Genomic DNA, 20,645 nt, shown 5'->3' with positions numbered 1-20,645 from the left:
ATTATTTCATCCCTACCTTTACTCGTGGCTGTACGAAAGGCATCATTTCACGTAATTTACGTCCAACTACTTCGATTTCGTGTTCATTCTCTTTCACATTTGTCGCATGGAAATTCGGTCTTCCTGCTTTATGCTCTGCAATCCAACCTCTTGCAAATGTACCATCTTGAATTTCTGCTAGTACTGTACCCATCGCTTTCTTCGTATCTTCCGTTACAACACGTGGTCCTGATACGAAGTCGCCCCACTGCGCTGTATCTGAAACTGAATATCTCATATTTTCAAGTCCACCTTCATACATAAGGTCAACAATAAGTTTCAGTTCATGTAAACATTCAAAATATGCAAGTTCCGGCTGATATCCGGCATCAACTAACGTTTCAAATCCAGCTTTCACCAGCGCAGTTACTCCGCCGCAAAGTACAGCTTGCTCTCCAAATAAATCTGTTTCCGTTTCTTCTTTAAATGTCGTTTCTAATACACCAGCTCTCGTCGCTCCAATTCCATCAGCATAAGAAAGTGCCTTTTCAGTCGCAACTCCTGTTGCATCTTGGTATACTGCAAATAATGCAGGAACAGCTCCGCCTTCAACAAATGTACGGCGTACAAGATGTCCTGGACCTTTTGGCGCTACTAGAAATACATCTACATTCGCTGGTGGTTTCACTTGATCAAAGTGAACATTAAATCCGTGTGCAAAAACGAGAGAATTTCCTGCCTGTAAATTTGGCGCAATTTCCGCTTCATATACTTCTGGTTGCAGTTCATCTGGCAGCAAAATCATTACTACATCAGCCTGCTTTGCTGCTTCTGCTACTGCATATACAGAAAATCCATCTTCTTTCGCTTTATCCCAAGACTTCCCTTTTCTCAGCCCTACTACTACATCAAATCCGTTATCACGTAAATTTTGCGCATGCGCATGACCTTGCGAGCCATATCCAATGATTGCTACTTTCTTTTCCTTTAATACATTTACCGTTACATCTTTCTCATAATAAACTTTAGCCATTTTCATTTCCCCCTATATTTAAATGATTATTGAATTAACATAACTTGCTTATCTTGTTTTTTCATACTACGCGTAAAGGCTGTTACCCCTGTTCTTGCAATTTCTTTCAAACCGTATGGACGAAGCAATTCAATTAACGCTTCTACTTTCTCCTGCGTACCTGTTACCTGTACCACTATGGAATCCTTCCCAACATCTATTACAGCGGCTCGAAACGGTTCAATTAAACTATATAATTCCGCCCTCGCTACTGAAGTTGCTACTTTAATAAGTGCGAGTTCTCTTGCAATCATCGCTTCTTCTGTAATATCTGATACTTTCAAAACATCAATTTGCTTATGAAGTTGTTTAATTAACTGCTCAACTTGCTGTTCATTTTCAACGTGTACAACAATCGTCATCCGCGATATGTCCGATGATTCCGTATGACCTACTGAAATACTTTCAATATTAAAATGTCTTCGTGTCATAACACCTGTAATTCGGTTTAACACACCACTTTGATTTCGAACTGTTGCTGTAACAATTCTCTTCACCTTTTTTCCACTCCCTCCATTTGGTGAACACCTTTCCCTGGCGCAACCATCGGCATTACCTTTTCTGATTGAAGTACACGGCAATCAATTACAACTGGCTCTTGTAATTGAATTGCATGCTGCAATTGTTTCTTCGCAAGAAGTGGATCATCTATGCGAACCCCTTTTATGCCATACGCATTCGCAAGAGCAACGAAATCTGGTTGACACGATAGTAAAGAGTGCGAATATCTTTTGTTATAAAATTCATCTTGCCATTGTCTTACCATTCCTAAAGCTTCATTATTTAAAATAAATACTTTAACAGGTAAAGAGTGTTCTTTTAACACACTTAATTCTTGCAGAGTCATTTGAAATCCAGCGTCACCAACAATTGCAATAACTAATTCATCAGGCTTTGCAATTTGGGCACCAATTGCTGCTGGAAATCCAAAGCCCATCGTTCCTAGTCCTCCTGAAGTTACCCATTTATCTGGAGTTTTCAGCGGATAATATTGGGCTGCCCACATTTGATGTTGCCCCACATCTGTTGTTACAATCGCTTCTCCCTTCGTAATTTCATATAACATATCAATTGCATATTGAGGCTTAATACTTTCAGAATTTCGTTTATAAGAGAATGGATACTTTTCTTTTCTATTCTTTAATAAAGAGATCCACTCATGATGATTTTCTTTCCTTCCTTCTGGTTGAAGTAATACTTGGAGCGCTTGCTTAGCACTTGCAACAATAGGAATTTCAGTCGGTACATTTTTTCCGATTTCTGCTGGATCAATATCGATATGCGCGACAGTCGCCTCTTTCGCAAAATAAGCTAAATTTCCAGTAAGACGATCATCGAATCTAGCGCCTATATTAATGAGTAAGTCGCATTCATATAACGCCATATTAGCTGTGTAAGAACCATGCATTCCTCCCATCCCTAGAAATAGTTCATCATCTGGTGGAAACCCACCGAGACCAAGTAATGTATGCACAACAGGAATTTCATATTTACGAGCAAAACTTGTTAATTCTTTCGAAGCTTTCGCATGCAATACACCTGCTCCAGCTAAAATTAATGGCTTGTTTGCAACCTGAATTGCTTGTAATAATTTGTTTATTTGCAGTAGATTCGGTTCATAATTAGGGTTGTATCCTGGTAAATCCATTTGCACATCACTACATCGTTCGCCTTGCTCTACTACCATATCTTTCGGAAGATCAATAACGACTGGGCCTGGTCTTCCTGTTCTAGCAATATGAAATGCCTCTTTAATAATTCGAGGTAAATCGGAAGCCTTTCGCACTTGATAGTTATGTTTTGTCACTGGCATCGTAAGCCCCATAATATCCGCTTCTTGGAAAGCATCACTTCCAATTAACGTTGTTGCTACTTGCCCTGTAAATACAACAAGTGGCAATGAATCAATCATCGCATCTGCTAGACCAGTAATCACATTTGTAGCACCTGGTCCACTCGTTGCAATGACAACCCCTGGATTGCCAGTAATTCTGGCATACCCTTCAGCAGCGTGAATAGCACCTTGTTCATGCCTTGTTAAAATATGCGGAATTTCACAGTCATAGAGTGCATCATAAAGAGGTAAAACAGCACCACCAGGATAACCGAAAATCACTTCTACTCCTTCCTTTTCTAGCGCTTCTAACAATAGCTGTGCACCAGTTGCCAGTTTCTCTTCCGTTTTTGAAGACATTGTTCTTATAAGCCCCCTTTTAAAAACTTTTATCAATAAAAAAAATCCTACGTCCACACTCCAGCTATGTGCTGAAGGGACGAAAGATTTCGCGGTACCACCCTTCTTTGCAAGAATACTCTTGCCTCAGTGACCCATAAAATGAGTCTAGCTAATAACGGAGCTACCGTCTAAGCCTAGACAAATGCTTCAGCTTAGCACTCAAGGGCGATGTTCGTCGACGTGAACCATCGGTTTCCAGCAACCACCGACTCTCTGTGAGGCTTCACAATCAACTACTCCTCCCTATCAACGCTTTCTTATGTTATAAAAAGTTGTTATCCAACTTTATTTTCTTCGTAAATTTTCTCTCCATCTTCTATAACTAACTTTCGGAATTCTTCTAATAAACGATTCGTATGTGGACCCGTTTGCCCTAAACCAATCGTTCTACCATCTACTGTCGTAACAGCAATTACTTCCGCTGCTGTTCCTGTTAAAAATACTTCATCAGCTACATATACGTCATGTCTTGTAAATAACTCTTCTCTAACGTCATATCCAAGTTTTTCACCAATTTCTAAAATAGCATTTCGTGTAATGCCTTCTAACGCTCCAGCAGAACTTGGTGGTGTAATTAATTTATTTCCTTTTACAATAAATACGTTATCCCCTGAGCCTTCAGCTACGTATCCTTGATCATTTAACATAAGCGCTTCTTGTACTCCAGCCAATTTCGCTTCGATGCGAACTAAAATATTGTTTAAGTAATTTAAAGATTTTACTTGAGGCGACAATACATCTGGACGGTTTCGGCGCGTTGCAACTGTTACAACTGGAATCCCTTTTTCATAATATTCTTGTGGGAATAAAGATAGTTGCTCTGCAATTACTACTACATTCGGTTTTTTACAAGAATCAGGATCTAACCCAAGATTTCCTGCTCCTCTCGATACAACTAGGCGAATGTATCCATTAGATAATTTATTTTGTCGAATCGTCTCAACAACAATATTCGTTACTTCATCTAAAGAATATGGAATTTCTAACATGATGGATTTTGCTGATTCATATAACCGGACAAGATGCTCTCTCAAACGGAAAACATTACCGCTATAAACTCTAATTCCTTCAAATACTCCATCTCCATATAAATAACCATGATCATATACTGATACTTTTGCCTCGTCTTTTGGAACAAATTCTCCATTTAAGAAAATCCATTGCTCGTTCACTGGAAAGCGCCTCCTATGTTCTATGAATTTTTTATTGTTTCCTAGTTTACTCTCCTTTCTAAATAAATCAAGTGAATTTTTAGAAAATTTATAATTTTTATTCGTACGTACATCTTTAATTATATTGATTTAACAACATTGTTAACGTTTACAAAAAGTCAAAAAAATTTTTTCGTCAATTTCCATTAAAAAAATATTTGTTTAAAAGAAGGATTTTCGTCAATTGATACGAATCTATTGTATTCAATAAACGGACGTCCGTTTTTATAAATTCGGGAATATACAACGACTTTTGCTGAAAAAGGGGGAAAATAATAAAAATAACGCTGTCTAAAAATAACATTCATATTTTTCATTTCGGAATCATAATCCTATTTTTAAAAAACAATTTGTCAAAATGAAGGAGGAAATCAATATGGCGTGTGTACAAATTAAAGGAACGAGACAAGAGGTAGTAGAGATGCTTCAACTATTTGATCTAATGGATACGAAAGGTTTTTGTAAATTTGATAATTATGTAGAGGTAGAACCAAATAATAAAGAATATAACAATTTCATTGCTTCAATCGACATTCATTCAAATACTTCTTCCGCCCAAGATACTCTAAACGATCAATTCGTAAGTCAAATGCTTACTGGTGTATATAACGACTAAATAAAGTCGTACTTTAATCAGGCTACCCGTAAATAACAGATAAATATATGCTTCCTACCGTCTTTATATAAATATATACGATGAACTTGAGCATACTAACAACTAGATGGTAGGAGGTGAGAATTATGGCTAAAATTGGTGTTGAAAATTCGTTAACAGATGTCCAACAAGCTCTTCAGCAACAGGGGCATGAAGTCATTACAATTAACTCGGAACATGACGCACAAGGATGCGACTGTTGCGTTGTAACTGGGCAAGATTCTAATATGATGGGTATTGCAGATACATCAATAAAAGGATCGGTAATTAACGCCCACGGTTTAACAACAGATGAAATTTGCCAGCAAGTTGAGAGCCGCATTTAAATTCAATACAAAAAAGAAAGAGGACTCCTTTTGAAAAGGAGTCCTCTTTTTTATATTCACCTAACGGGAAAGTAACATATACTGGATGAAAGCCCTACCTCTCTCTCATCATTACGGTTCCACTGACCGCTCCTTGATTCACTAGTATACCTATAAAGCCTATAATTATAATTTATAGGGTTTGTTCACAAAAGTTGTTGGTAAAACTACCCGATCTTTCGCAAACTTTTCGTATTATATTTATAAGATTTATTTACTTTACACTAGCTGTAACCGAGACACGAATTAAAATTTTAACATCAATATAGCAACTTGTCAACATTTTTCACAAATTTAAAACAGACAATAACGGTTTGTCTGTTTTAGAATGGAGCTTTTTCTTTTATTACATATACAACAAAACCGCTTACTAACATACATAAGCCAACTACTAAGTTTTTGATATTAATCATAAATTCCTCTCCCTTATTCCACACATCATATATATTTACAGTTCAATTATTCCGATCATCCTAAAGCGCACTTTTTCTAATATATCATAATTCCTAAAAAATGCAAGTTCACCTTTAGCGACCATTTACAAATTTATCTACAGTGCTTGGTACGGTATTTAAAGCTTTTTCAATTAAATGTGTACTACTATTGAGATGCAATACTTGCACACCGTTAGAACCAACTACTAAAAAAGCAACTGGGCTAATAGAAACCCCAGCCCCGCTTCCGCCTCCAAATGGATGACTTTGCTTATTCTCTTTATGCTGCCCTTGTCCATTATTATGTTTTTCGGAAATAAATTCACCTTTAAAGTCACTTCCTCCAGCTCCAAAACCAAAGGCCACTTGAGATACTGTTAATACTACATTTCCGTCAGCTGTTGAAACTGGACTTCCAACAATCGTATTTACATCTACCATCTCTTTTAAATTTGTCATTGCTGTTTTCATTAAATTTTCAATTGGATGTTCCATTATGTATTGCACCCTTTCCTCATTATTCTTTTTTATACTTTCCAAAATAGAGGAAGTCATACTAACTTTTCCTATTTCAAAAAAACAATCTTCACCTTTTAAATGGATATTACTCCCTGTACATACTCGGATAAAAAGGAAAAAGAGATACATACTACTATTGAACCTTGTTATGAAAGGAGTCATGACTTTGACTGAGAAATTTGATGAGTATAAAAAAAGAGATAGAATAGATAGTGATTATAGTGACTATAAAGAAGAATATGCAGCTGAGGTTGCACCACAGCGCATTGATTATGATTACGATGAGAAGGAACATAAAGATGATGTAAGATCGTCCGCTGCTGGATCAACGGCTGGCTTTATCGCTCTTGCCTTATCTATCTTATCACTTTTCACCTTCCCAACATTATTCGGTCTTGTTTCTGTACTACTAGGTATTTACGCTTATAACCGCGGAGCTACTGTAACTGGTGGTATCGCTGCGATTGTCGGTGGAATTGCAGCACTCATTGCAATTTTATTCCGAGTAGCGCTTATCGGCTTATTGTTCTCCCTCTTTTAAAAAGAAAAAGGTATCTCGCTTATGCGGGATACCTTATCCTGTAAATACATCTTCTGACGGATATTTAATTTTTTGTTTTGCTGGTCGCGCTAAAGAAAATACAAGTGTTAACGGTCCGATTAATCCACAAAACATAACAAACATAATCATACATTTTCCAAACGCTGATAACTTTGCAGTAATTCCCATCGTTAATCCTACTGTTCCAAACGCTGAAATTGTTTCAAATAGTAACTGAATAAAACTGAAGTCTTCTGTAAGCATTAACATAAATACTGCTGCAAAAATAAGGATTTGACTAGCAACGGCAATTGCTAATGCTCTCGTTACTGTCGACATTTTAATTGTGCGCTGAAATAATACGATTTCCTCTTTCTTTCTAAAGAAAGAAAGAACAGATGTAACTAAAATAACAAACGTTGTTAATTTAATCCCTCCACCTGTTGATACACTTCCTGCACCAATAAACATTAAAACCATCGTAAATAATATAGATGATTCTTCCATTCCCCCGTAGTCAACTGTATTAAATCCAGCCGTACGAGGAGTAATCCCTTGGAAAAAAGAAGCCCATAACTTTTCATTTAACGGTAAATTCCCTAACGTCTTCACATTATTATATTCCAATACAAAAATCACAATCATCGCTATCACATTTAGCGCTACCGTTCCAATAATCATGATTTTGGAATGAAGCGATAGTTTTCGAAAACTCCGGCTATACCATATATCAATTAGTACGGTAAATCCGAGACCGCCTATTACGATTAAAGAGCAAATCCCAATATTAATAATCGGATCGCCTACATACCTTGTTAAATTATCCGGCCATAGAGCAAATCCAGCATTATTATAAGATGCGATCACGTGAAAAATACTATAGTATACACCTTTTCCAAAGCCAAACTCTGGAATAAAACGAAATGATAAAAAGATGACTCCAATAAACTCAATACAAATTGAAAATATAAAGACACGTTTTACTAATTTTACGAGACCACCTATATTTGTCTGATTAAATGCCTCTCCAATTAATAAGCGATGACGTAATCCGATTTTTTTACCTAATACCCAAACAATTAAAATGGCAATTGTCATAAGACCTAGACCGCCTGTTTGAATTAAAAACATAATTACAATTTCGCCGAACATTGTAAACGTACTTGCAGTATCTACTACTCCCAATCCCGTTACAGTCGCTGCTGACGTTGCGGTAAAGAAAGCATCTACCCAACTAATATGTACTTTCGTTGCGAATGGTAACTTTAATAACAAACCGCCAACCACAATTAAGCAGAAAAAACCTAATGCTAATATTTGTGGTGGATTTAATCGTATAAAACGATTATACAGCCTTTGTCTTTTTGTTACTTCCATATTCACTAACTCCCTTTTTGCCCCTCATAACTAAAGGCTTATAAAAAACCTTAAATAGCAGGATAAACCTTATATTCTTATAATATAGTTGAGCATAATCCTTTTTTTCATAGTTTTCAACTTTTATTTATACTCGAACTTCACTTCATTTTATGACAAGACTCTTTCTATTATATTTATCCTTACTCTACAACTCTCGCAACAATCATTTTATATGTATCATTTCTTAAATCCTCATACCTTTCACTCTATGTTCACATAGGGGTCACATCTATCTTTTATAGTATATGTATCGGAGCTGTTCCTCCCTAATTTATAAGACATTCCCCAGTGTCTTTGAACAGCTTTCCATCCCTAATTAAATTGACATAAATTGTCCCCTTCCTTAGGCCATCATATGTGATGGTCTTATTTTTTGTCTTTCTATCTTCTATTTAAAACTCCCTCTCTCTTTCACTCTATGTTCACACCCCGGTCACATCTATCTTTTATAGTATATGTATCGAAGTTGTTCCTCCCTAATTTATAAGACATTCCCCAGTGTCTTGAACAACTTCCATCCCTAATTAAATTGACATAAATTGTCCCCTTCCTTAGGCCATCATATGTGATGGTCTTATTTTTTGTCTTTCTATCTTCTATTTAAAACTCCCTCTCTCTTTCACTCTATGTTCACACCCCGGTCACATCTATCTTTTATAGTATATGTATCGAAGTTGTTCCTCCCTAATTTATAAGACATTCCCCAGTGTCTTGAACAACTTCCATCCCTAATTAAATTGACATAAATTGTCCCCTTCCCTAGACCATCCTATGTGATGGTCTATTTTGTTTTCTAAATAGTTTATTTAGCTTTTTCTGCTTACTTTAGTAAAAGCAATCTATATTTAAATAGATACTTTTTGTACGAAATATTCAGAAAATATTGTCAAAATAGGTAGTTTTTCGGTACAATTAATGTAGAAAGCTATTTTACAAAAAATAAGGGGGGATTTTATTGAAACAAACAAAAGCAATCTTAATTGCATTATTTCTCGGTTTAGTTGTCGGACTCACTTTAAATTTAGCTGCACCATCCATTTTTGAACCATTAAATCAATATGTGTTCAATCCACTTGGTCAATTGTTTATTCGCCTCATTAAAATGCTAGTTGTCCCTGTTGTATTCATTTCTATCGTACTTGGAGCTGCTGGTCTTGGAGATCCGAAGCAACTTGGAAGAATTGGTTTAAAATCAATTTCATTCTTTCTTGTAACTACAGCCGTTGCCATCTCTATTGCAGTTACATTTGCACTGATTATACAACCAGGATCTGGTGGTAATTTTAAAACCGAAGGGCTTAAATATGAAGGTGCAAAAACCGAAACATCTTTCGTCGATACATTGCTAAATATCGTACCAGATAATCCAGCAAAAGCGATGGCTGATGGAAACATGTTACAAATTATTGCCTTTGCCGTATTAATTGGACTTGGTATAGCTATTTTAGGAAAACGTGTCCAAAGTATTCATTCATTACTTGAACAGGGCAACGAATTAATGATGTATCTCGTTAATCTCGTTATGAAATTAGCTCCAATCGGAACATTTGGGTTGCTTGCTTCATCCGTCGGTAAAATGGGTCTTGCAGGCGTCGCTGCGATGTTCAAGTATATGATTGTCGTTATGCTAGTACTTATTATTCACGGTGTCTTCGTATATGGTGGCTTATTAAAAGTATTGGCAAAAGAAAGCATTGTCCGTTTCTTTAAACATTTCGGACCAGTAATGGCGATTGGATTTAGTACATCTAGCTCTAATGCATCTCTTCCATTTGCAATGAAAACCGCACAAGAGAAGCTTGGTGTTCCAAAAGCAATTAGCTCTTTTGTACAACCACTAGGTGCAACAATTAATATGGATGGTACTGCCATTATGCAAGGTGTAGCAACTGTATTTATCGCTCAAGTATACGGCGTTGAACTTACTATTTCCCAACTAGCTGTAGTCGTATTAACTGCTGTACTAGCTAGTATCGGCACTGCTGGTGTACCAGGTGTTGGGCTTGTAATGCTGACGATGGTTTTAAATCAAGTAAATCTACCGGTAGAAGGTATTGCCTTAATTATCGGTATTGACCGCATTCTAGATATGTCAAGAACAGCTGTAAATATTTCTGGTGATGCAATTTGCGCAATGATTGTCGCAAAATCAGAAGAAAAATATAATACAGATCAATCTGCCGCATCTTAAATCAAAAAAGGAGTGAAATGATTCACTCCTTTTTTGATTTACTTCCCTTTTTCGAACGATATTCTTTTCCTTTATTATCGTTACCAGTTTCAAATTCTGCACTAAACTCTTGTTGAAATTGCCCTGATTTCGGTGAGCCTTGATTTCCGCTCCCTTTACTACCATTTCGATTTGTCATATTTCTGCCCCCTTCCTTTATTAGTAGTATGTTAAATATTTTCTTTTTTATAATCTTTTACATACGAAAAAAGACCTTCCTCATATAAGGAAAGTCTTCTTTTTTGAAGTGTAAGCGTTTTCTTGCTTATAATGACTTAAATAAGTTTTTTAGAAATAGATATCATTATATTCATTTCTTCTTCTGAGAGCGTAGAAAATCTTTCTTGCAAATATTGTTTTTTTGCACCTTCCATTTTTGCAACTAAATCTTTTCCTTGTTCAGTAATCTCCAAATATACAACTCGGCGATCTGACGTAGAACGTGAACGAGTTACAAAACCTTTATTAATTAATTTTTCTGTAACAGCTGTAATATGACTATTCGACACATTTAACTCATTCGCCACACGTGATACCATTTCTTTATTCGTACGATTCAATATTCTAAGGACGATGAACTCATTCCACGGTATGTAACCACCAAATATTTTTCCAATATCATTACGCAACGTGCGGAACATAGCAAAAACATTTGTCGATAGTTCTTCCATTAATTGCTCTCGATTTTGAGACAACTTTGACAGCCCCTTTTATTTCATTTAGTTAAATAAAAACCTTATTAATAATTCTACATGAAATCTTACTTTTTGTCACCTTATTTTCCCATAATTCGTAGTTTTTTAATAGATATTTCATGATAAAATGAAGTTGAATTTCCAAAAAAAGGAGTTGGGATAGTGGGTGAAGAAGACAAATTTTCGAATTTCAATCTAAAAGATAAAACTTTGATCATTGGTTTTGTTATTCTGTTCCTCATTGTAATTTTTGCATTTATATTTTTTATATATGTAGGAATCTTTCATATTACTGGTGTAGAGTATCGATCGCGCACTGCCTTACTTCTATTTTTTTTATTAATTACTTTCTTAGACGGTATTATATTTTTCATCTTCGTTTTCTTCAAGGCACTGCTATATCCAATGACACAAAACATGCCAAATTGGCTTTCTATTACTCTTTTTGCAATCATTGAAATTACGCTAGATTGGTTCGTCATTCATACCGCTGACGATTGGATAGAGAGCGTGCAACTATCCAACATAGCTGAATTATGTGTCGTACTATTCTTTTTCCTATTAAGTAAATTATTAAGTGACAAGAAAGAGTAAGAATACAAGCTTTTCTATATAAAAATTGGTACAATGAAAACAAATCATACTAAAGAGGTGTTACTTATGAACTTACAAAAATGGGCTGATAAAGGTATGTCCTTTGATACATATGTGAATGAAATGAAAGTAAATCAATACGAGCTACTGCACATTTACAATAACTTTTTAATTCCAAATGAATTACTTCCTGTATTAGAAGAACGTCAAAATGATGGCTGGCGTGTTATTGTATTAACAGCTGATTGGTGTGGCGATGCTCTTTTATGCGTACCTGTTATGAAACGAATTTCTGAAGTTGCAAATATTGATATGTCATTATTAATTCGCGATGAAAACTTAGAATTAATGGATCAATATTTAACAAACGGAACAGCACGTGCGATTCCAATCTTTATTTTCATTGATAAAGATGGAAACGAACAAGCCGTTTGGGGACCACGTGCTCCAAAAGTACAAGAGTTAGTAACTTCAATGCGCGCTACATTGCCTGAAAAAGAAGATCCAACATTCGAAGAGAAACAAAAAGAAATGTACGCTAATTTCCGTGCCACATTAGCTGATGACACTTCTCTTTGGGAACATGTAATGGAAAGCATGATGGAAAAAGTAGTAAAATAAAAAAAAAACTGCCGAACTCGGCAGTTTTTTTATTACATAATGAAGAAATAGAATACCGCAGCTAAAATGAAACGGTAGTAAGCAAACGGTGTTAGTTTTACACGAGATAATAATTTTAAGAATGAAACAATTGCAAGCATTGCAACAACGAACGCCGTAATAAATCCTGTTGCAAATAGCGGTATATCAGCCGCACTTAATATATCCCAGCTTTTAATTAAATCTAAGCCACTTGCAGCTACCATCATTGGTACTGCTAAAATGAATGTATATTCAGCTGCCGCTGTATGTGACACGCGAGCTAATAAACCACCACTTATTGTAGAACCAGAACGAGAAAATCCTGGCCAAAGTGCTAAACATTGGAACATTCCGATTGTAAATGCTTGCTTATATGTGATTTCATCTAATGTTCTTGCTGTACTTGGTTTTGAAAACTTCTCAGCAACAATCATTAAAATACCACCAGCCACTAAGCTAATGACAACTGGGCCTGGCCCAAATAAAACTTCTTTAATCGCACTATGGAACAATACGCCAAGTACGCCGGCAGGAATCATTCCGATAATAATATGTAATAAATTTAACGATGGTCCGTCTGTTACTTTCCCTATACCTACTAAAGACCATAGACGCTTCCAAAATATAACTACAACTGCTAAAATCGATCCCAATTGAATAACAACTTCGAAAACTTTCGCTCTCTCATCGTCAAATCCAAGTAAATGACCTGTTAAAATCATATGCCCTGTTGATGAAACTGGTAAAAACTCTGTTAAACCTTCAACAGCACCCATGATTATTCCAATTAACCAATCAGCCACGAGTAGTGCCTCCTTAATAACTAATAATATGTAATTTTTTCATACCTTACCATAATACCTTATCCCCTTTCAAAGTGCATCCTTTTTTATAGTCAAACCGTAGTTTTAATAAGCTTATTCCTTTTCTATTTTTTGATTAAATTGTATGATAGTAAGAGTTTTCTTTTTTACGTAGAAAGGGGATTTTATGAAAGAAACTAGTACATTCTCACAAAAATTAAAGCAATTTGTATTACTATTTTTCCCGATTTTTGTTACGCAAATGTCATTATTTGCAATGAGCTTTTTTGATACAACAATGTCAGGACATGCAAGCCCTATTGATTTAGCAGGGGTTGCTATCGGAACGAGTATATGGATTCCAGTTAGTACGGGATTAACAGGTATTTTGATGGCTACAACTCCAATTGTTGCGCAACTCGTTGGATCCAAGAAAAAAGAAGATGTTCCCCAAGTCATCATACAAGCAGTCTATTTAGCAATTTGCGCTAGCTTCGTCGTTATGCTTATTGGGTTTTTCGCTGTTACACCCATTTTAAATGGCATGCGATTAGAAGAACCGGTAGAACGTATTGCAGCACAATTTTTAAGTATTATTGCAATGGGAATTATTCCTTTATTTACTTACACTGTTTTACGTGGATTTATTGATGCATTAGGAAAAACTCGCACAACGATGATTATTACGTTACTATCATTACCTATTAACGTAATATTAAATTATGTATTAATTTTTGGGCATTTCGGTTTTCCAAAACTCGGTGGTGTCGGAGCAGCAATTGCTTCTACAGCAACCTATTGGTGCATTTTAATTATTACCGTTATGATTATTCGTACGAGAGAGCCTTTTGCATCTTTCCATATTTTTAAACAGTTATATCGCCCTTCTCTTTCTAGTTGGAAAGAGTTCTTAAAACTTGGCGTCCCTATCGGATTTGCTATCTTTTTTGAAACGAGTATTTTCGCTGCAGTAACACTTATGATGAGTAATTTTAGTACGACAACAATCGCAGCTCATCAAGCAGCTATGAACTTCGCTTCCTTGCTATATATGACTCCTTTAAGTTTAGCAATGGCCATGACCATCTCTGTTGGATTTGAAGTTGGAGCGAAACGATATAATAACGCAAAACAATATGGATTTATCGGGATTGGCTTAGCACTTGCATTCGCCCTATTATATTCCATTCTTCTTTACTTCTTTGATGATGAAATTGCTTCTATTTATACGACAGATATACAAGTTCATCATTTAGCAAAAGAATTTCTTATATTTGCGATTTTATTTCAAATCTCAGATGCAATTGCAACTCCTGTACAAGGGGCACTACGTGGTTATAAAGATGTAAATGTCGCCTTAATTATGACATTAATCGCCTATTGGGTAATTGGTCTCCCTCTCGGTTACATATTAGCAACCTATACTGATTGGGCAGCAAAAGGATATTGGATCGGTCTTATTATCGGTCTAGCATTTGGAGCAACCTTCCTCCTTATCCGTCTCTTTCAAGTTCAGAGAAAATATACAACGCAAAACAGCCGCTCATAATATAGCGGTTGTTTTCTTTATGCATATTTTTTCTTGTAACGTATAACATAATGAAAAAGAAAGGTGGATACATATGGACGAAAAAGAAAAAAAGCAATCATTCGACGAAGAATTCGCCCCTGAAATTTCACCTGGATATCGGCAAGATGTACATAAACAACCTAAATATAAAAACACTTCGTTTTTAATGGGGATTACCATTTTTGCCGCTGTATTGCTTGTGCTTATCATTTTCGTTTATTTTTGATGGAAGGTGATTTATTATATGAAGAAACAAAATTCCAATCGTTCAAAAAGAATTGTGAAAACAGAAAAAGGGTATGCAGGTGATTCGGTTCTTACTCAGAAACAAGTCGAGCAAGGAAATTTATATATTGCTCAAAAAGAACTTGGTCAACAAAATGAAAATCTTTAAAATCCCTCAAAGAACTGGGGGATTTTTTATACCGCTATTTATGGTACTGGTTCATATTTCTCTTTATTGTACGTACTGTTTTTGTTCTAATACCTTAAATGTATGATTAACCTTTACAATTTTTATTTTATAATTCAATTTCATTTCGCTTCTCTTACCATTTTCAGTACCCGCCACGTACGCTACAGTTTGATAGAGAAAACTTCCATCCGTCACTTCACGTATCTCCTCGTTTATAAATTTATACTCTAAATCCTGAAAACGATTTGGATAATAATTTTTCATTAATTGTTCATACCCTCTATTTAAAAATAGTTCTTCACCTTTTCGTTTCACATCTTCTTTATTAGTAAACTCAAAAACTGATAGTTGCTCGGTCACAAAATGTTCTCCTACCTTTTTCATTTCATTATGAGTTAAAGTTTCTATACCTTTGTTTTTTAATTCCTTATTTAATCCGTACTGATCAATCGGTTTATAGCCCGCAAAAACCTCTTCTTTATATGACCAAAACAATCCAAAAGCGATACATAGAGAAGTGATTAATAGTCTTTTCTTTATAACACTCCCGCCCCTCTTCATAATGATAATTATATTTTAACATATAGAAAGAAAATTCTGATATCATAGAGTGGAATAACTTAGAAACGAGGAACAATTATGGACTCTTACAAACAATATATAAAAGAAGCTTTGCCTAATCTTTCTATACATTCCTATAAACAAAATGAAGAAGGATGGGATAATGTAGCGATTATAGTAAATGATGAGCTACTGTTTCGTTTCCCGCGAAAACAGGAATATGCAATGCGAATTCCGTTAGAAAAAGAACTGTGCACAATTCTCACTCAATCACTACAAGAAATCGAAGTTCCACAATATCACCTAATTTATACAAATGAATCTGATGAGGTTCCTCTTTGTAGCTACTATACTCTCATTCATGGTGAACCGTTAAAAACAGAAATAGTTGCGAACTTAGATGAAAAAGAACGAAAAATAATTATTACACAATTAGCTACTTTCCTTGCGGCTCTACATAGCATTCCTCTAAAAAGTGTTACAGCGTTAGGGTTCCCTACCGAAAAAACACTTACCTACTGGAAAGAGCTACAAACTAAATTAAATGAGTATGTTACTAACAGTCTAACTTCGTTCCAGAAATCAACCTTAAACCGTTTATTCGAGAATTTCTTTGCCTGTCTAGCTACATCCAAATTTCAAAATACAATCATTCACGCTGATTTTACACATCATCACATTTTATTTGATAAACAAAATAAAACCATTTCAGGAATCATTGATTTTGGTGATGCTCAAATTGGAGATCCTGCCTTTGACTTTGCTGGGCTATATGATGATTTCGGACATGAATTTACTACATCAGTATATGAACAATACTGTACACTTACTTCACACCATGATCCATTACTCACTCACCGTATCACAAATTTTTATCAATACAGTCCTTTACTACATAATATAATTTATAACTTTGAAACAAAGAATGAACTTGAATTTTTAGCTGGTATAGAACAACTGAAAGCAATACTACAGGGATGAGATTACATTCTCTCCCTATATTCTCTCTCCTCATATAACATTAACTTTTTATCCATTTCAACAATGACTTTATACAGTTGAAATGCCTGTAAAATTTGCAGTTGAATTCCAAAAGGGGCATTCTGTTCTTTTAACCATTGAAATACTTTCGTTTCATCTTTCATTGATTATTCCTCCCTTTATTAAAATCTGCTACAAATATACGATACATGATGAAAAGCTTTTCATGTCAACAACAAAAAAGGATGCAAATTTGCATCCTTTAATGTACGATATTTTTCTTCTGTTTCGCTTCTTTCTTTACTTCTTCCCCTTGGCATTCACTACGAAATGCACAACTTATACACTCAGAACGAAAATGACGCTCTGTATAATGCTCAGGTTGCTGTAACATTTCTTTCATTCTAGATAAATGAGCCATTCCAGTTATAATATCTTCCTGTTTCGGAGTGTAGTCATACTTAGTTCCTTCTATTAAATTAATAACTTCAATTTTCCCTGGAAGAATGCCGAAAGCTTTATAACTAAATACTGTCATTAGCTTTTGACAAAGAGCAAGCATTTCCTCATCCGCATCGACAACATACTTTTTAATTACAAACGACTCAGTACTCCACTCACCAACTTCTAATGTCAATGACATGTGGACACCTAACTCTTCCATATATGTTTGAAATTTTTCATATAAAAATAACGGTGGTGTCTGACTATCATCTCTTTCAACAAACTGTAATAAGTGATCCGTTAGCTTCGCTAACACAATGTAATACTCCATCTTCGAAGCAAACATATTAACTCTTACTTTTTTCCAATACTTTTCTATTAATATTAAAAGTACAATTTTCGTTTGTTGGCCTGCCGGTAATGTGTAATATTCGTTAATAATTCGATTCACAATCATTTGTGCGATTTGTTGCCATTCAAACGAAGAAGGTTCTCTTCTTTTGATATGACGAAAATAAAATTTATGTGGACAACGCATAAAATCATACAAATGATAATCTGTCATCGTTTTAATTGCGATTTTCTCATGCACTTGCTCTTCATCTCCCTTCTGCCATTAAGAAAGGTGTTTTACAAATTCAGCTCCAAACTGTAAACATTTTTCTACATCTTCATCTTCTGGCGTTAATTCTACTTTTAATCCTTCTAACACAACTTCTGCCCCGCGTTCTTTTAGCTTTTCTATTAAAATGTCAACTGCCACGCCATATTTTGGATAAGCCGAATCACATGATCCGAATACTGCCGCTTTTTTCCCAGTTAAATCAATAGAATCCATTGCGTCATAAAAATCTAAGAAATCATCCGGAAGGTCACCATCTCCCCAAGTGAATGCACCTAAAATAATTCCATCATACTGTTCTAATATAGAAGCTTCTGGTGAATCCATAATATCAATCACTTCAATTTCATTTTCAGTTTCACGAATCACGCCGGCAATATGATCAGCCATTTCCTCTGTATTTCCACTCATACTTGCAAAAATCATTACTAACTTACTCAACTGAACCTCTCCCCTTACTTTGTATCTCTTTTTCTGTTTGAATGCTCTTCTTCTCATCTACATATTCCGAACGAATTACATTTCGTTGCCATTCCATATGCTGATCAACTTCTTTATTTTTATCTTTTAATCCCCTCCGTAGAAGGTGAAATTTTTTTCTCATTAACATGTCGCATCCATCCCATTGATAATAATTATCAATTTCAACTATTTTTAGATTAATTGATATTGATTATCACTGTCAACAACTTTTTTTAAAAAATGATTAAAATGTACAAGCTTGTCCGTTAGCTATTCATATACTATAAATGAGCATAGTTCTTTCTCAGCCCTCTCTGACGGAAAGAAATAAAAGCAACTGCGATAGAGCGCAGTTGCCTTTTTTTATCCCACTTTAATGGGCAGTAAAACCCCCACTGATTAAAGTTGCACTTTATACTTTTCTATGATTTCAATAATCTCATTGTTGTTTCTAAAAATAATTCCACTCCATAAATGAGAGTTGATTCATCTACATCAAATTTTGGATGATGATGCGGGTAGCAAGTATCTATCTTTTTATTACCAGTCCCTAATTTAATAAAACAACCAGGTGCTTTTCTTAAATATGCCGAAAAATCTTCTCCTCCCATAGAAGGTTCAAGCTTCACAACACGCTCATTTCCAAACAAATGTAGTGCACTTTCTTCTACTACTTTCGTAATATATTCATCATTAATAACCGGATCATATCCATATCGATACGAATATGTATACGACCCTCCATGTGCTTCTGTAATTCCTTTCACGATTTTCTCAATTTTCTCTTCTGCTTCCAACCTTAATGCTTGATTAAATGAACGAACAGTGCCCATTAAAGTTGCTGCACTAGGAATAATATTATCAGCCATTCCCCCATGAAACTGCGTAACTGAAACGACTCTTTGCATGAAAGCACTTGTATTTCTTGATACAATATGTTGTAGATTTGTAATAATCTGCGCTCCGATAGCAATAGGATCTATCGTTTCCTCCGGCCTCGCCGCATGTCCCCCTTTCCCTTGAATTTCAACTGTAAATACGTCTGGTGCCGCCATCATCGGCCCATACGCAATTCCTATCTTTCCGCTCTCAAGTCCTGACATAACATGTAAACCTATTACATAATCAACACCGTCCATTACACCTGCCTCAACCATTTCTTGTCCCCCGCCGGGATATACCTCTTCTGCGTGCTGAAAAAATAGACGAATCTCCCCTGCAAAATCTTCCTTTATATTTGACAGTACTTCTGCTGTCCCCAACAAAATAGCTGCGTGAGCATCATGTCCACATGCATGCATCATTCCTTTATTCACAGACGTATAAGATTTACTCGTCTCCTCTTGAATTGGCAGAGCATCTATATCAGCTCGAATCGCAACTACTTTCCCTTGTTCCGTTCCTCTTTTAATTGCTAGTACACTATACTTCGTCGGTCTCGTTACTTCAAAAGAAGAAAATGTGCATAATGTATCATATATAAATTGTGAAGTTTCTTTTTCATGAAACGATAATTCTGGATACTTATGGAAATATCTTCTCCATTTCACGATATTTTCTTCCGAAATTAGATTCTTCCACACTCTATCCATGATAATTTCCTCCTTTTTAAAAGGGCTAGAAATGTAAAAGTTTACTTTGTCTCGAATGACTCATAAGCACAAATACTATATTTTACGTATTCTTCTAGTCCACTTTTATGTATTCACACAATCCACTTCCTATTTACATATCAAATCCATTACAAATTGATGCTGAATGTAATATAATTGCTAAGTTAGGGATTTTCTTTTTTAGTATTTAGTGCTAATATCAGAAAAGAGCCTTTTGACTTATTTTTACCTAAAATGTGGAATTTTGTTTTTTTCACAATAATGTAGGACATGATACCTACAAAGAGCTATTATTTCATTAAGAGAGGGAAAGACATGGAAAGATTAAAAGAGATATGGTCTCGACCACTCACACAATGGGTTGCAAAGACGGTTTATTACCTTGCAATTTTATTTGCATTACTTTGGTTGTATGGATTCCATGATACAAACACAAGTACATTTATTTACAATGAATTCTAGGGTGGGAACGTTATGAAGTTATTAGAACAAATTGAAAAGTGGGCTATTGAAACGCCTGATCAAACTGCTTTTGTTTGGCGAGATGCGAAAATTACGTACAAACAATTAAAGGAAGATTCT

27 protein-coding genes and 1 other annotated feature are annotated in these 20,645 nt (G+C 35.3%); of the genes, 11 read left to right on the top strand and 16 right to left on the bottom strand.

The window, feature by feature from the left end; genetic code table 11:
* Position 1: 1 nt before the first annotated feature.
* The 4 genes from ilvC to ilvE all read right to left on the bottom strand — a co-directional run bounded on the left by ilvC (position 2) and on the right by ilvE (position 4,459).
* Positions 2-1,012, bottom strand: a complete 1,011-nt coding sequence (gene ilvC / locus PDQ40_RS00135) for a ketol-acid reductoisomerase (protein WP_095842683.1) — start codon at positions 1,010-1,012, stop codon at positions 2-4.
* A gap of 26 nt (positions 1,013-1,038) precedes the next feature.
* Positions 1,039-1,548, bottom strand: coding sequence for an acetolactate synthase small subunit (gene ilvN / locus PDQ40_RS00130; protein WP_000822948.1), 510 nt, complete (start codon positions 1,546-1,548; stop codon positions 1,039-1,041).
* A complete protein-coding gene (gene ilvB, locus PDQ40_RS00125; RefSeq protein WP_000095855.1) occupies positions 1,545-3,245 on the bottom strand; it encodes an acetolactate synthase large subunit in 1,701 nt (566 codons plus the stop codon). The genes ilvN and ilvB overlap by 4 nt, the downstream gene beginning before the upstream one ends.
* A 72-nt stretch (positions 3,246-3,317) precedes the next feature.
* Positions 3,318-3,546, bottom strand: a binding site (T-box leader).
* Between the two features lie 16 nt (positions 3,547-3,562).
* On the bottom strand, positions 3,563-4,459 hold the full coding sequence (ilvE, locus tag PDQ40_RS00120) for a branched-chain-amino-acid transaminase (protein WP_001005497.1): 897 nt from the start codon (positions 4,457-4,459) through the stop codon (positions 3,563-3,565).
* Between the two features lie 415 nt (positions 4,460-4,874).
* On the opposite strand from ilvE, the gene PDQ40_RS00115 reads away from it, so the two are divergent.
* On the top strand, positions 4,875-5,114 hold the full coding sequence (locus PDQ40_RS00115; RefSeq protein ID WP_000752508.1) for a DUF3911 family protein: 240 nt from the start codon (positions 4,875-4,877) through the stop codon (positions 5,112-5,114).
* A gap of 125 nt (positions 5,115-5,239) precedes the next feature.
* Positions 5,240-5,479: a YkuS family protein gene (locus PDQ40_RS00110; protein ID WP_001062580.1), complete on the top strand. Its 240-nt coding sequence runs from the start codon at positions 5,240-5,242 to the stop codon at positions 5,477-5,479.
* Between the two features lie 362 nt (positions 5,480-5,841).
* Here the strand turns inward: PDQ40_RS00110 and PDQ40_RS00105 are convergent, their stop codons facing one another.
* Both PDQ40_RS00105 and ytfJ read right to left on the bottom strand, forming a co-directional pair.
* A complete protein-coding gene (locus PDQ40_RS00105; protein WP_000608225.1) occupies positions 5,842-5,931 on the bottom strand; it encodes a hypothetical protein in 90 nt (29 codons plus the stop codon).
* A gap of 114 nt (positions 5,932-6,045) precedes the next feature.
* Complete coding sequence (gene ytfJ / locus PDQ40_RS00100; protein ID WP_001997038.1) at positions 6,046-6,507, bottom strand: GerW family sporulation protein; 462 nt, start codon at positions 6,505-6,507, stop codon at positions 6,046-6,048.
* Between the two features lie 112 nt (positions 6,508-6,619).
* Here ytfJ and PDQ40_RS00095 point away from each other — a divergent pair, with 112 nt between their 5' ends.
* The gene (locus PDQ40_RS00095; protein WP_001997037.1) at positions 6,620-7,012 is read left to right on the top strand and encodes an imidazole glycerol phosphate synthase; all 393 of its coding nucleotides are present in this window, start codon (positions 6,620-6,622) and stop codon (positions 7,010-7,012) included.
* A 33-nt stretch (positions 7,013-7,045) separates the two neighbouring features.
* On the opposite strand, the gene PDQ40_RS00090 is transcribed toward PDQ40_RS00095, so the two are convergent.
* Positions 7,046-8,389, bottom strand: a complete 1,344-nt coding sequence (locus PDQ40_RS00090) for a TrkH family potassium uptake protein (protein WP_000454130.1) — start codon at positions 8,387-8,389, stop codon at positions 7,046-7,048.
* Positions 8,390-9,386: 997 nt separating this feature from the next.
* On the opposite strand from PDQ40_RS00090, the gene PDQ40_RS00085 reads away from it, so the two are divergent.
* On the top strand, positions 9,387-10,622 hold the full coding sequence (locus PDQ40_RS00085; RefSeq protein WP_000814819.1) for a dicarboxylate/amino acid:cation symporter: 1,236 nt from the start codon (positions 9,387-9,389) through the stop codon (positions 10,620-10,622).
* Between the two features lie 22 nt (positions 10,623-10,644).
* On the opposite strand, the gene PDQ40_RS00080 is transcribed toward PDQ40_RS00085, so the two are convergent.
* Together PDQ40_RS00080 and PDQ40_RS00075 are read right to left on the bottom strand one after the other, a co-directional pair.
* Entirely contained in the window at positions 10,645-10,800 is a 156-nt protein-coding gene (locus tag PDQ40_RS00080; RefSeq protein WP_000184931.1) for a hypothetical protein, read from the bottom strand.
* 136 nt (positions 10,801-10,936) lie between these two features.
* Positions 10,937-11,356, bottom strand: a complete 420-nt coding sequence (locus PDQ40_RS00075; RefSeq protein WP_000081439.1) for a MarR family winged helix-turn-helix transcriptional regulator — start codon at positions 11,354-11,356, stop codon at positions 10,937-10,939.
* A 162-nt stretch (positions 11,357-11,518) separates the two neighbouring features.
* Between PDQ40_RS00075 and PDQ40_RS00070 the strand changes: the two genes are divergently transcribed.
* Both PDQ40_RS00070 and PDQ40_RS00065 read left to right on the top strand, forming a co-directional pair.
* Positions 11,519-11,950 (top strand): YrvL family regulatory protein, encoded by a 432-nt coding sequence (locus tag PDQ40_RS00070; protein WP_000503434.1) that lies wholly within the window; start codon positions 11,519-11,521, stop codon positions 11,948-11,950.
* Positions 11,951-11,983: 33 nt separating this feature from the next.
* Positions 11,984-12,571 (top strand): thioredoxin family protein, encoded by a 588-nt coding sequence (locus PDQ40_RS00065; protein WP_001997033.1) that lies wholly within the window; start codon positions 11,984-11,986, stop codon positions 12,569-12,571.
* Between the two features lie 32 nt (positions 12,572-12,603).
* Here the strand turns inward: PDQ40_RS00065 and uppP are convergent, their stop codons facing one another.
* Positions 12,604-13,395 (bottom strand): bacitracin resistance undecaprenyl-diphosphatase, encoded by a 792-nt coding sequence (gene uppP / locus PDQ40_RS00060; protein ID WP_000796248.1) that lies wholly within the window; start codon positions 13,393-13,395, stop codon positions 12,604-12,606.
* A 187-nt stretch (positions 13,396-13,582) separates the two neighbouring features.
* Here uppP and PDQ40_RS00055 point away from each other — a divergent pair, with 187 nt between their 5' ends.
* From PDQ40_RS00055 to PDQ40_RS00045, 3 genes are all read left to right on the top strand, one after another.
* A complete protein-coding gene (locus PDQ40_RS00055; RefSeq protein WP_061131215.1) occupies positions 13,583-14,944 on the top strand; it encodes an MATE family efflux transporter in 1,362 nt (453 codons plus the stop codon).
* Positions 14,945-15,017: 73 nt separating this feature from the next.
* Positions 15,018-15,191, top strand: a complete 174-nt coding sequence (locus PDQ40_RS00050; RefSeq protein ID WP_000343560.1) for a hypothetical protein — start codon at positions 15,018-15,020, stop codon at positions 15,189-15,191.
* Positions 15,192-15,209: 18 nt separating this feature from the next.
* A complete protein-coding gene (locus PDQ40_RS00045; protein ID WP_000744620.1) occupies positions 15,210-15,359 on the top strand; it encodes a hypothetical protein in 150 nt (49 codons plus the stop codon).
* 63 nt (positions 15,360-15,422) lie between these two features.
* Here PDQ40_RS00045 and PDQ40_RS00040 read toward each other — a convergent pair whose 3' ends face one another.
* The gene (locus PDQ40_RS00040) at positions 15,423-15,941 is read right to left on the bottom strand and encodes a biotin transporter BioY (protein WP_142385811.1); all 519 of its coding nucleotides are present in this window, start codon (positions 15,939-15,941) and stop codon (positions 15,423-15,425) included.
* 78 nt (positions 15,942-16,019) lie between these two features.
* On the opposite strand from PDQ40_RS00040, the gene PDQ40_RS00035 reads away from it, so the two are divergent.
* The gene (locus PDQ40_RS00035) at positions 16,020-16,922 is read left to right on the top strand and encodes an aminoglycoside phosphotransferase family protein (RefSeq protein ID WP_000378999.1); all 903 of its coding nucleotides are present in this window, start codon (positions 16,020-16,022) and stop codon (positions 16,920-16,922) included.
* Between the two features lie 2 nt (positions 16,923-16,924).
* Here the strand turns inward: PDQ40_RS00035 and PDQ40_RS00030 are convergent, their stop codons facing one another.
* The 5 genes from PDQ40_RS00030 to amaA all read right to left on the bottom strand — a co-directional run bounded on the left by PDQ40_RS00030 (position 16,925) and on the right by amaA (position 20,042).
* On the bottom strand, positions 16,925-17,086 hold the full coding sequence (locus PDQ40_RS00030) for a hypothetical protein (RefSeq protein ID WP_000651089.1): 162 nt from the start codon (positions 17,084-17,086) through the stop codon (positions 16,925-16,927).
* 98 nt (positions 17,087-17,184) lie between these two features.
* The gene (locus PDQ40_RS00025) at positions 17,185-17,958 is read right to left on the bottom strand and encodes a hypothetical protein (protein WP_000544556.1); all 774 of its coding nucleotides are present in this window, start codon (positions 17,956-17,958) and stop codon (positions 17,185-17,187) included.
* A gap of 24 nt (positions 17,959-17,982) precedes the next feature.
* Positions 17,983-18,429 (bottom strand): flavodoxin, encoded by a 447-nt coding sequence (locus PDQ40_RS00020; RefSeq protein WP_270691163.1) that lies wholly within the window; start codon positions 18,427-18,429, stop codon positions 17,983-17,985.
* Positions 18,422-18,592, bottom strand: a complete 171-nt coding sequence (locus PDQ40_RS00015) for a hypothetical protein (RefSeq protein WP_164083067.1) — start codon at positions 18,590-18,592, stop codon at positions 18,422-18,424. The genes PDQ40_RS00020 and PDQ40_RS00015 overlap by 8 nt, the downstream gene beginning before the upstream one ends.
* Before the next feature lie 280 nt (positions 18,593-18,872).
* Complete coding sequence (gene amaA / locus PDQ40_RS00010) at positions 18,873-20,042, bottom strand: N-acyl-aliphatic-L-amino acid amidohydrolase (protein ID WP_103141839.1); 1,170 nt, start codon at positions 20,040-20,042, stop codon at positions 18,873-18,875.
* A 336-nt stretch (positions 20,043-20,378) separates the two neighbouring features.
* Between amaA and PDQ40_RS00005 the strand changes: the two genes are divergently transcribed.
* Positions 20,379-20,525 carry a teichoic acid D-Ala incorporation-associated protein DltX gene (locus PDQ40_RS00005; protein ID WP_000440293.1) on the top strand — a complete coding sequence of 49 codons (147 nt, stop codon included), beginning with the start codon at positions 20,379-20,381 and terminating at the stop codon, positions 20,523-20,525.
* Positions 20,526-20,645 lie beyond the last annotated feature (120 nt).

The organism is Bacillus cereus group sp. Bc061 (genome assembly GCF_027715825.1).
Lineage (GTDB): Bacteria > Bacillota > Bacilli > Bacillales > Bacillaceae_G > Bacillus_A > Bacillus_A paranthracis.
Note: the sequence above shows the minus strand (reverse complement) of the source record. Positions and strands in the feature narration are given on the sequence as shown.

Coding starts and splice junctions, on each gene's coding strand:
- ilvC (WP_095842683.1), bottom strand. CDS start 1,012: ATGGCTAAAGTTTATTATGAGAAAGATGTAACGGTAAATGTATTAAAG.
- ilvB (WP_000095855.1), bottom strand. CDS start 3,245: ATGTCTTCAAAAACGGAAGAGAAACTGGCAACTGGTGCACAGCTATTG.
- PDQ40_RS00115 (WP_000752508.1), top strand. CDS start 4,875: ATGGCGTGTGTACAAATTAAAGGAACGAGACAAGAGGTAGTAGAGATG.
- PDQ40_RS00110 (WP_001062580.1), top strand. CDS start 5,240: ATGGCTAAAATTGGTGTTGAAAATTCGTTAACAGATGTCCAACAAGCT.
- PDQ40_RS00105 (WP_000608225.1), bottom strand. CDS start 5,931: ATGATTAATATCAAAAACTTAGTAGTTGGCTTATGTATGTTAGTAAGC.
- ytfJ (WP_001997038.1), bottom strand. CDS start 6,507: ATGACTTCCTCTATTTTGGAAAGTATAAAAAAGAATAATGAGGAAAGG.
- PDQ40_RS00095 (WP_001997037.1), top strand. CDS start 6,620: ATGAAAGGAGTCATGACTTTGACTGAGAAATTTGATGAGTATAAAAAA.
- PDQ40_RS00090 (WP_000454130.1), bottom strand. CDS start 8,389: ATGGAAGTAACAAAAAGACAAAGGCTGTATAATCGTTTTATACGATTA.
- PDQ40_RS00080 (WP_000184931.1), bottom strand. CDS start 10,800: ATGACAAATCGAAATGGTAGTAAAGGGAGCGGAAATCAAGGCTCACCG.
- PDQ40_RS00065 (WP_001997033.1), top strand. CDS start 11,984: ATGAAAACAAATCATACTAAAGAGGTGTTACTTATGAACTTACAAAAA.
- PDQ40_RS00055 (WP_061131215.1), top strand. CDS start 13,583: ATGAAAGAAACTAGTACATTCTCACAAAAATTAAAGCAATTTGTATTA.
- PDQ40_RS00050 (WP_000343560.1), top strand. CDS start 15,018: ATGGACGAAAAAGAAAAAAAGCAATCATTCGACGAAGAATTCGCCCCT.
- PDQ40_RS00045 (WP_000744620.1), top strand. CDS start 15,210: ATGAAGAAACAAAATTCCAATCGTTCAAAAAGAATTGTGAAAACAGAA.
- PDQ40_RS00040 (WP_142385811.1), bottom strand. CDS start 15,941: ATGAAGAGGGGCGGGAGTGTTATAAAGAAAAGACTATTAATCACTTCT.
- PDQ40_RS00035 (WP_000378999.1), top strand. CDS start 16,020: ATGGACTCTTACAAACAATATATAAAAGAAGCTTTGCCTAATCTTTCT.
- PDQ40_RS00030 (WP_000651089.1), bottom strand. CDS start 17,086: ATGAAAGATGAAACGAAAGTATTTCAATGGTTAAAAGAACAGAATGCC.
- PDQ40_RS00015 (WP_164083067.1), bottom strand. CDS start 18,592: ATGAGAAAAAAATTTCACCTTCTACGGAGGGGATTAAAAGATAAAAAT.
- amaA (WP_103141839.1), bottom strand. CDS start 20,042: ATGGATAGAGTGTGGAAGAATCTAATTTCGGAAGAAAATATCGTGAAA.
- PDQ40_RS00005 (WP_000440293.1), top strand. CDS start 20,379: ATGGAAAGATTAAAAGAGATATGGTCTCGACCACTCACACAATGGGTT.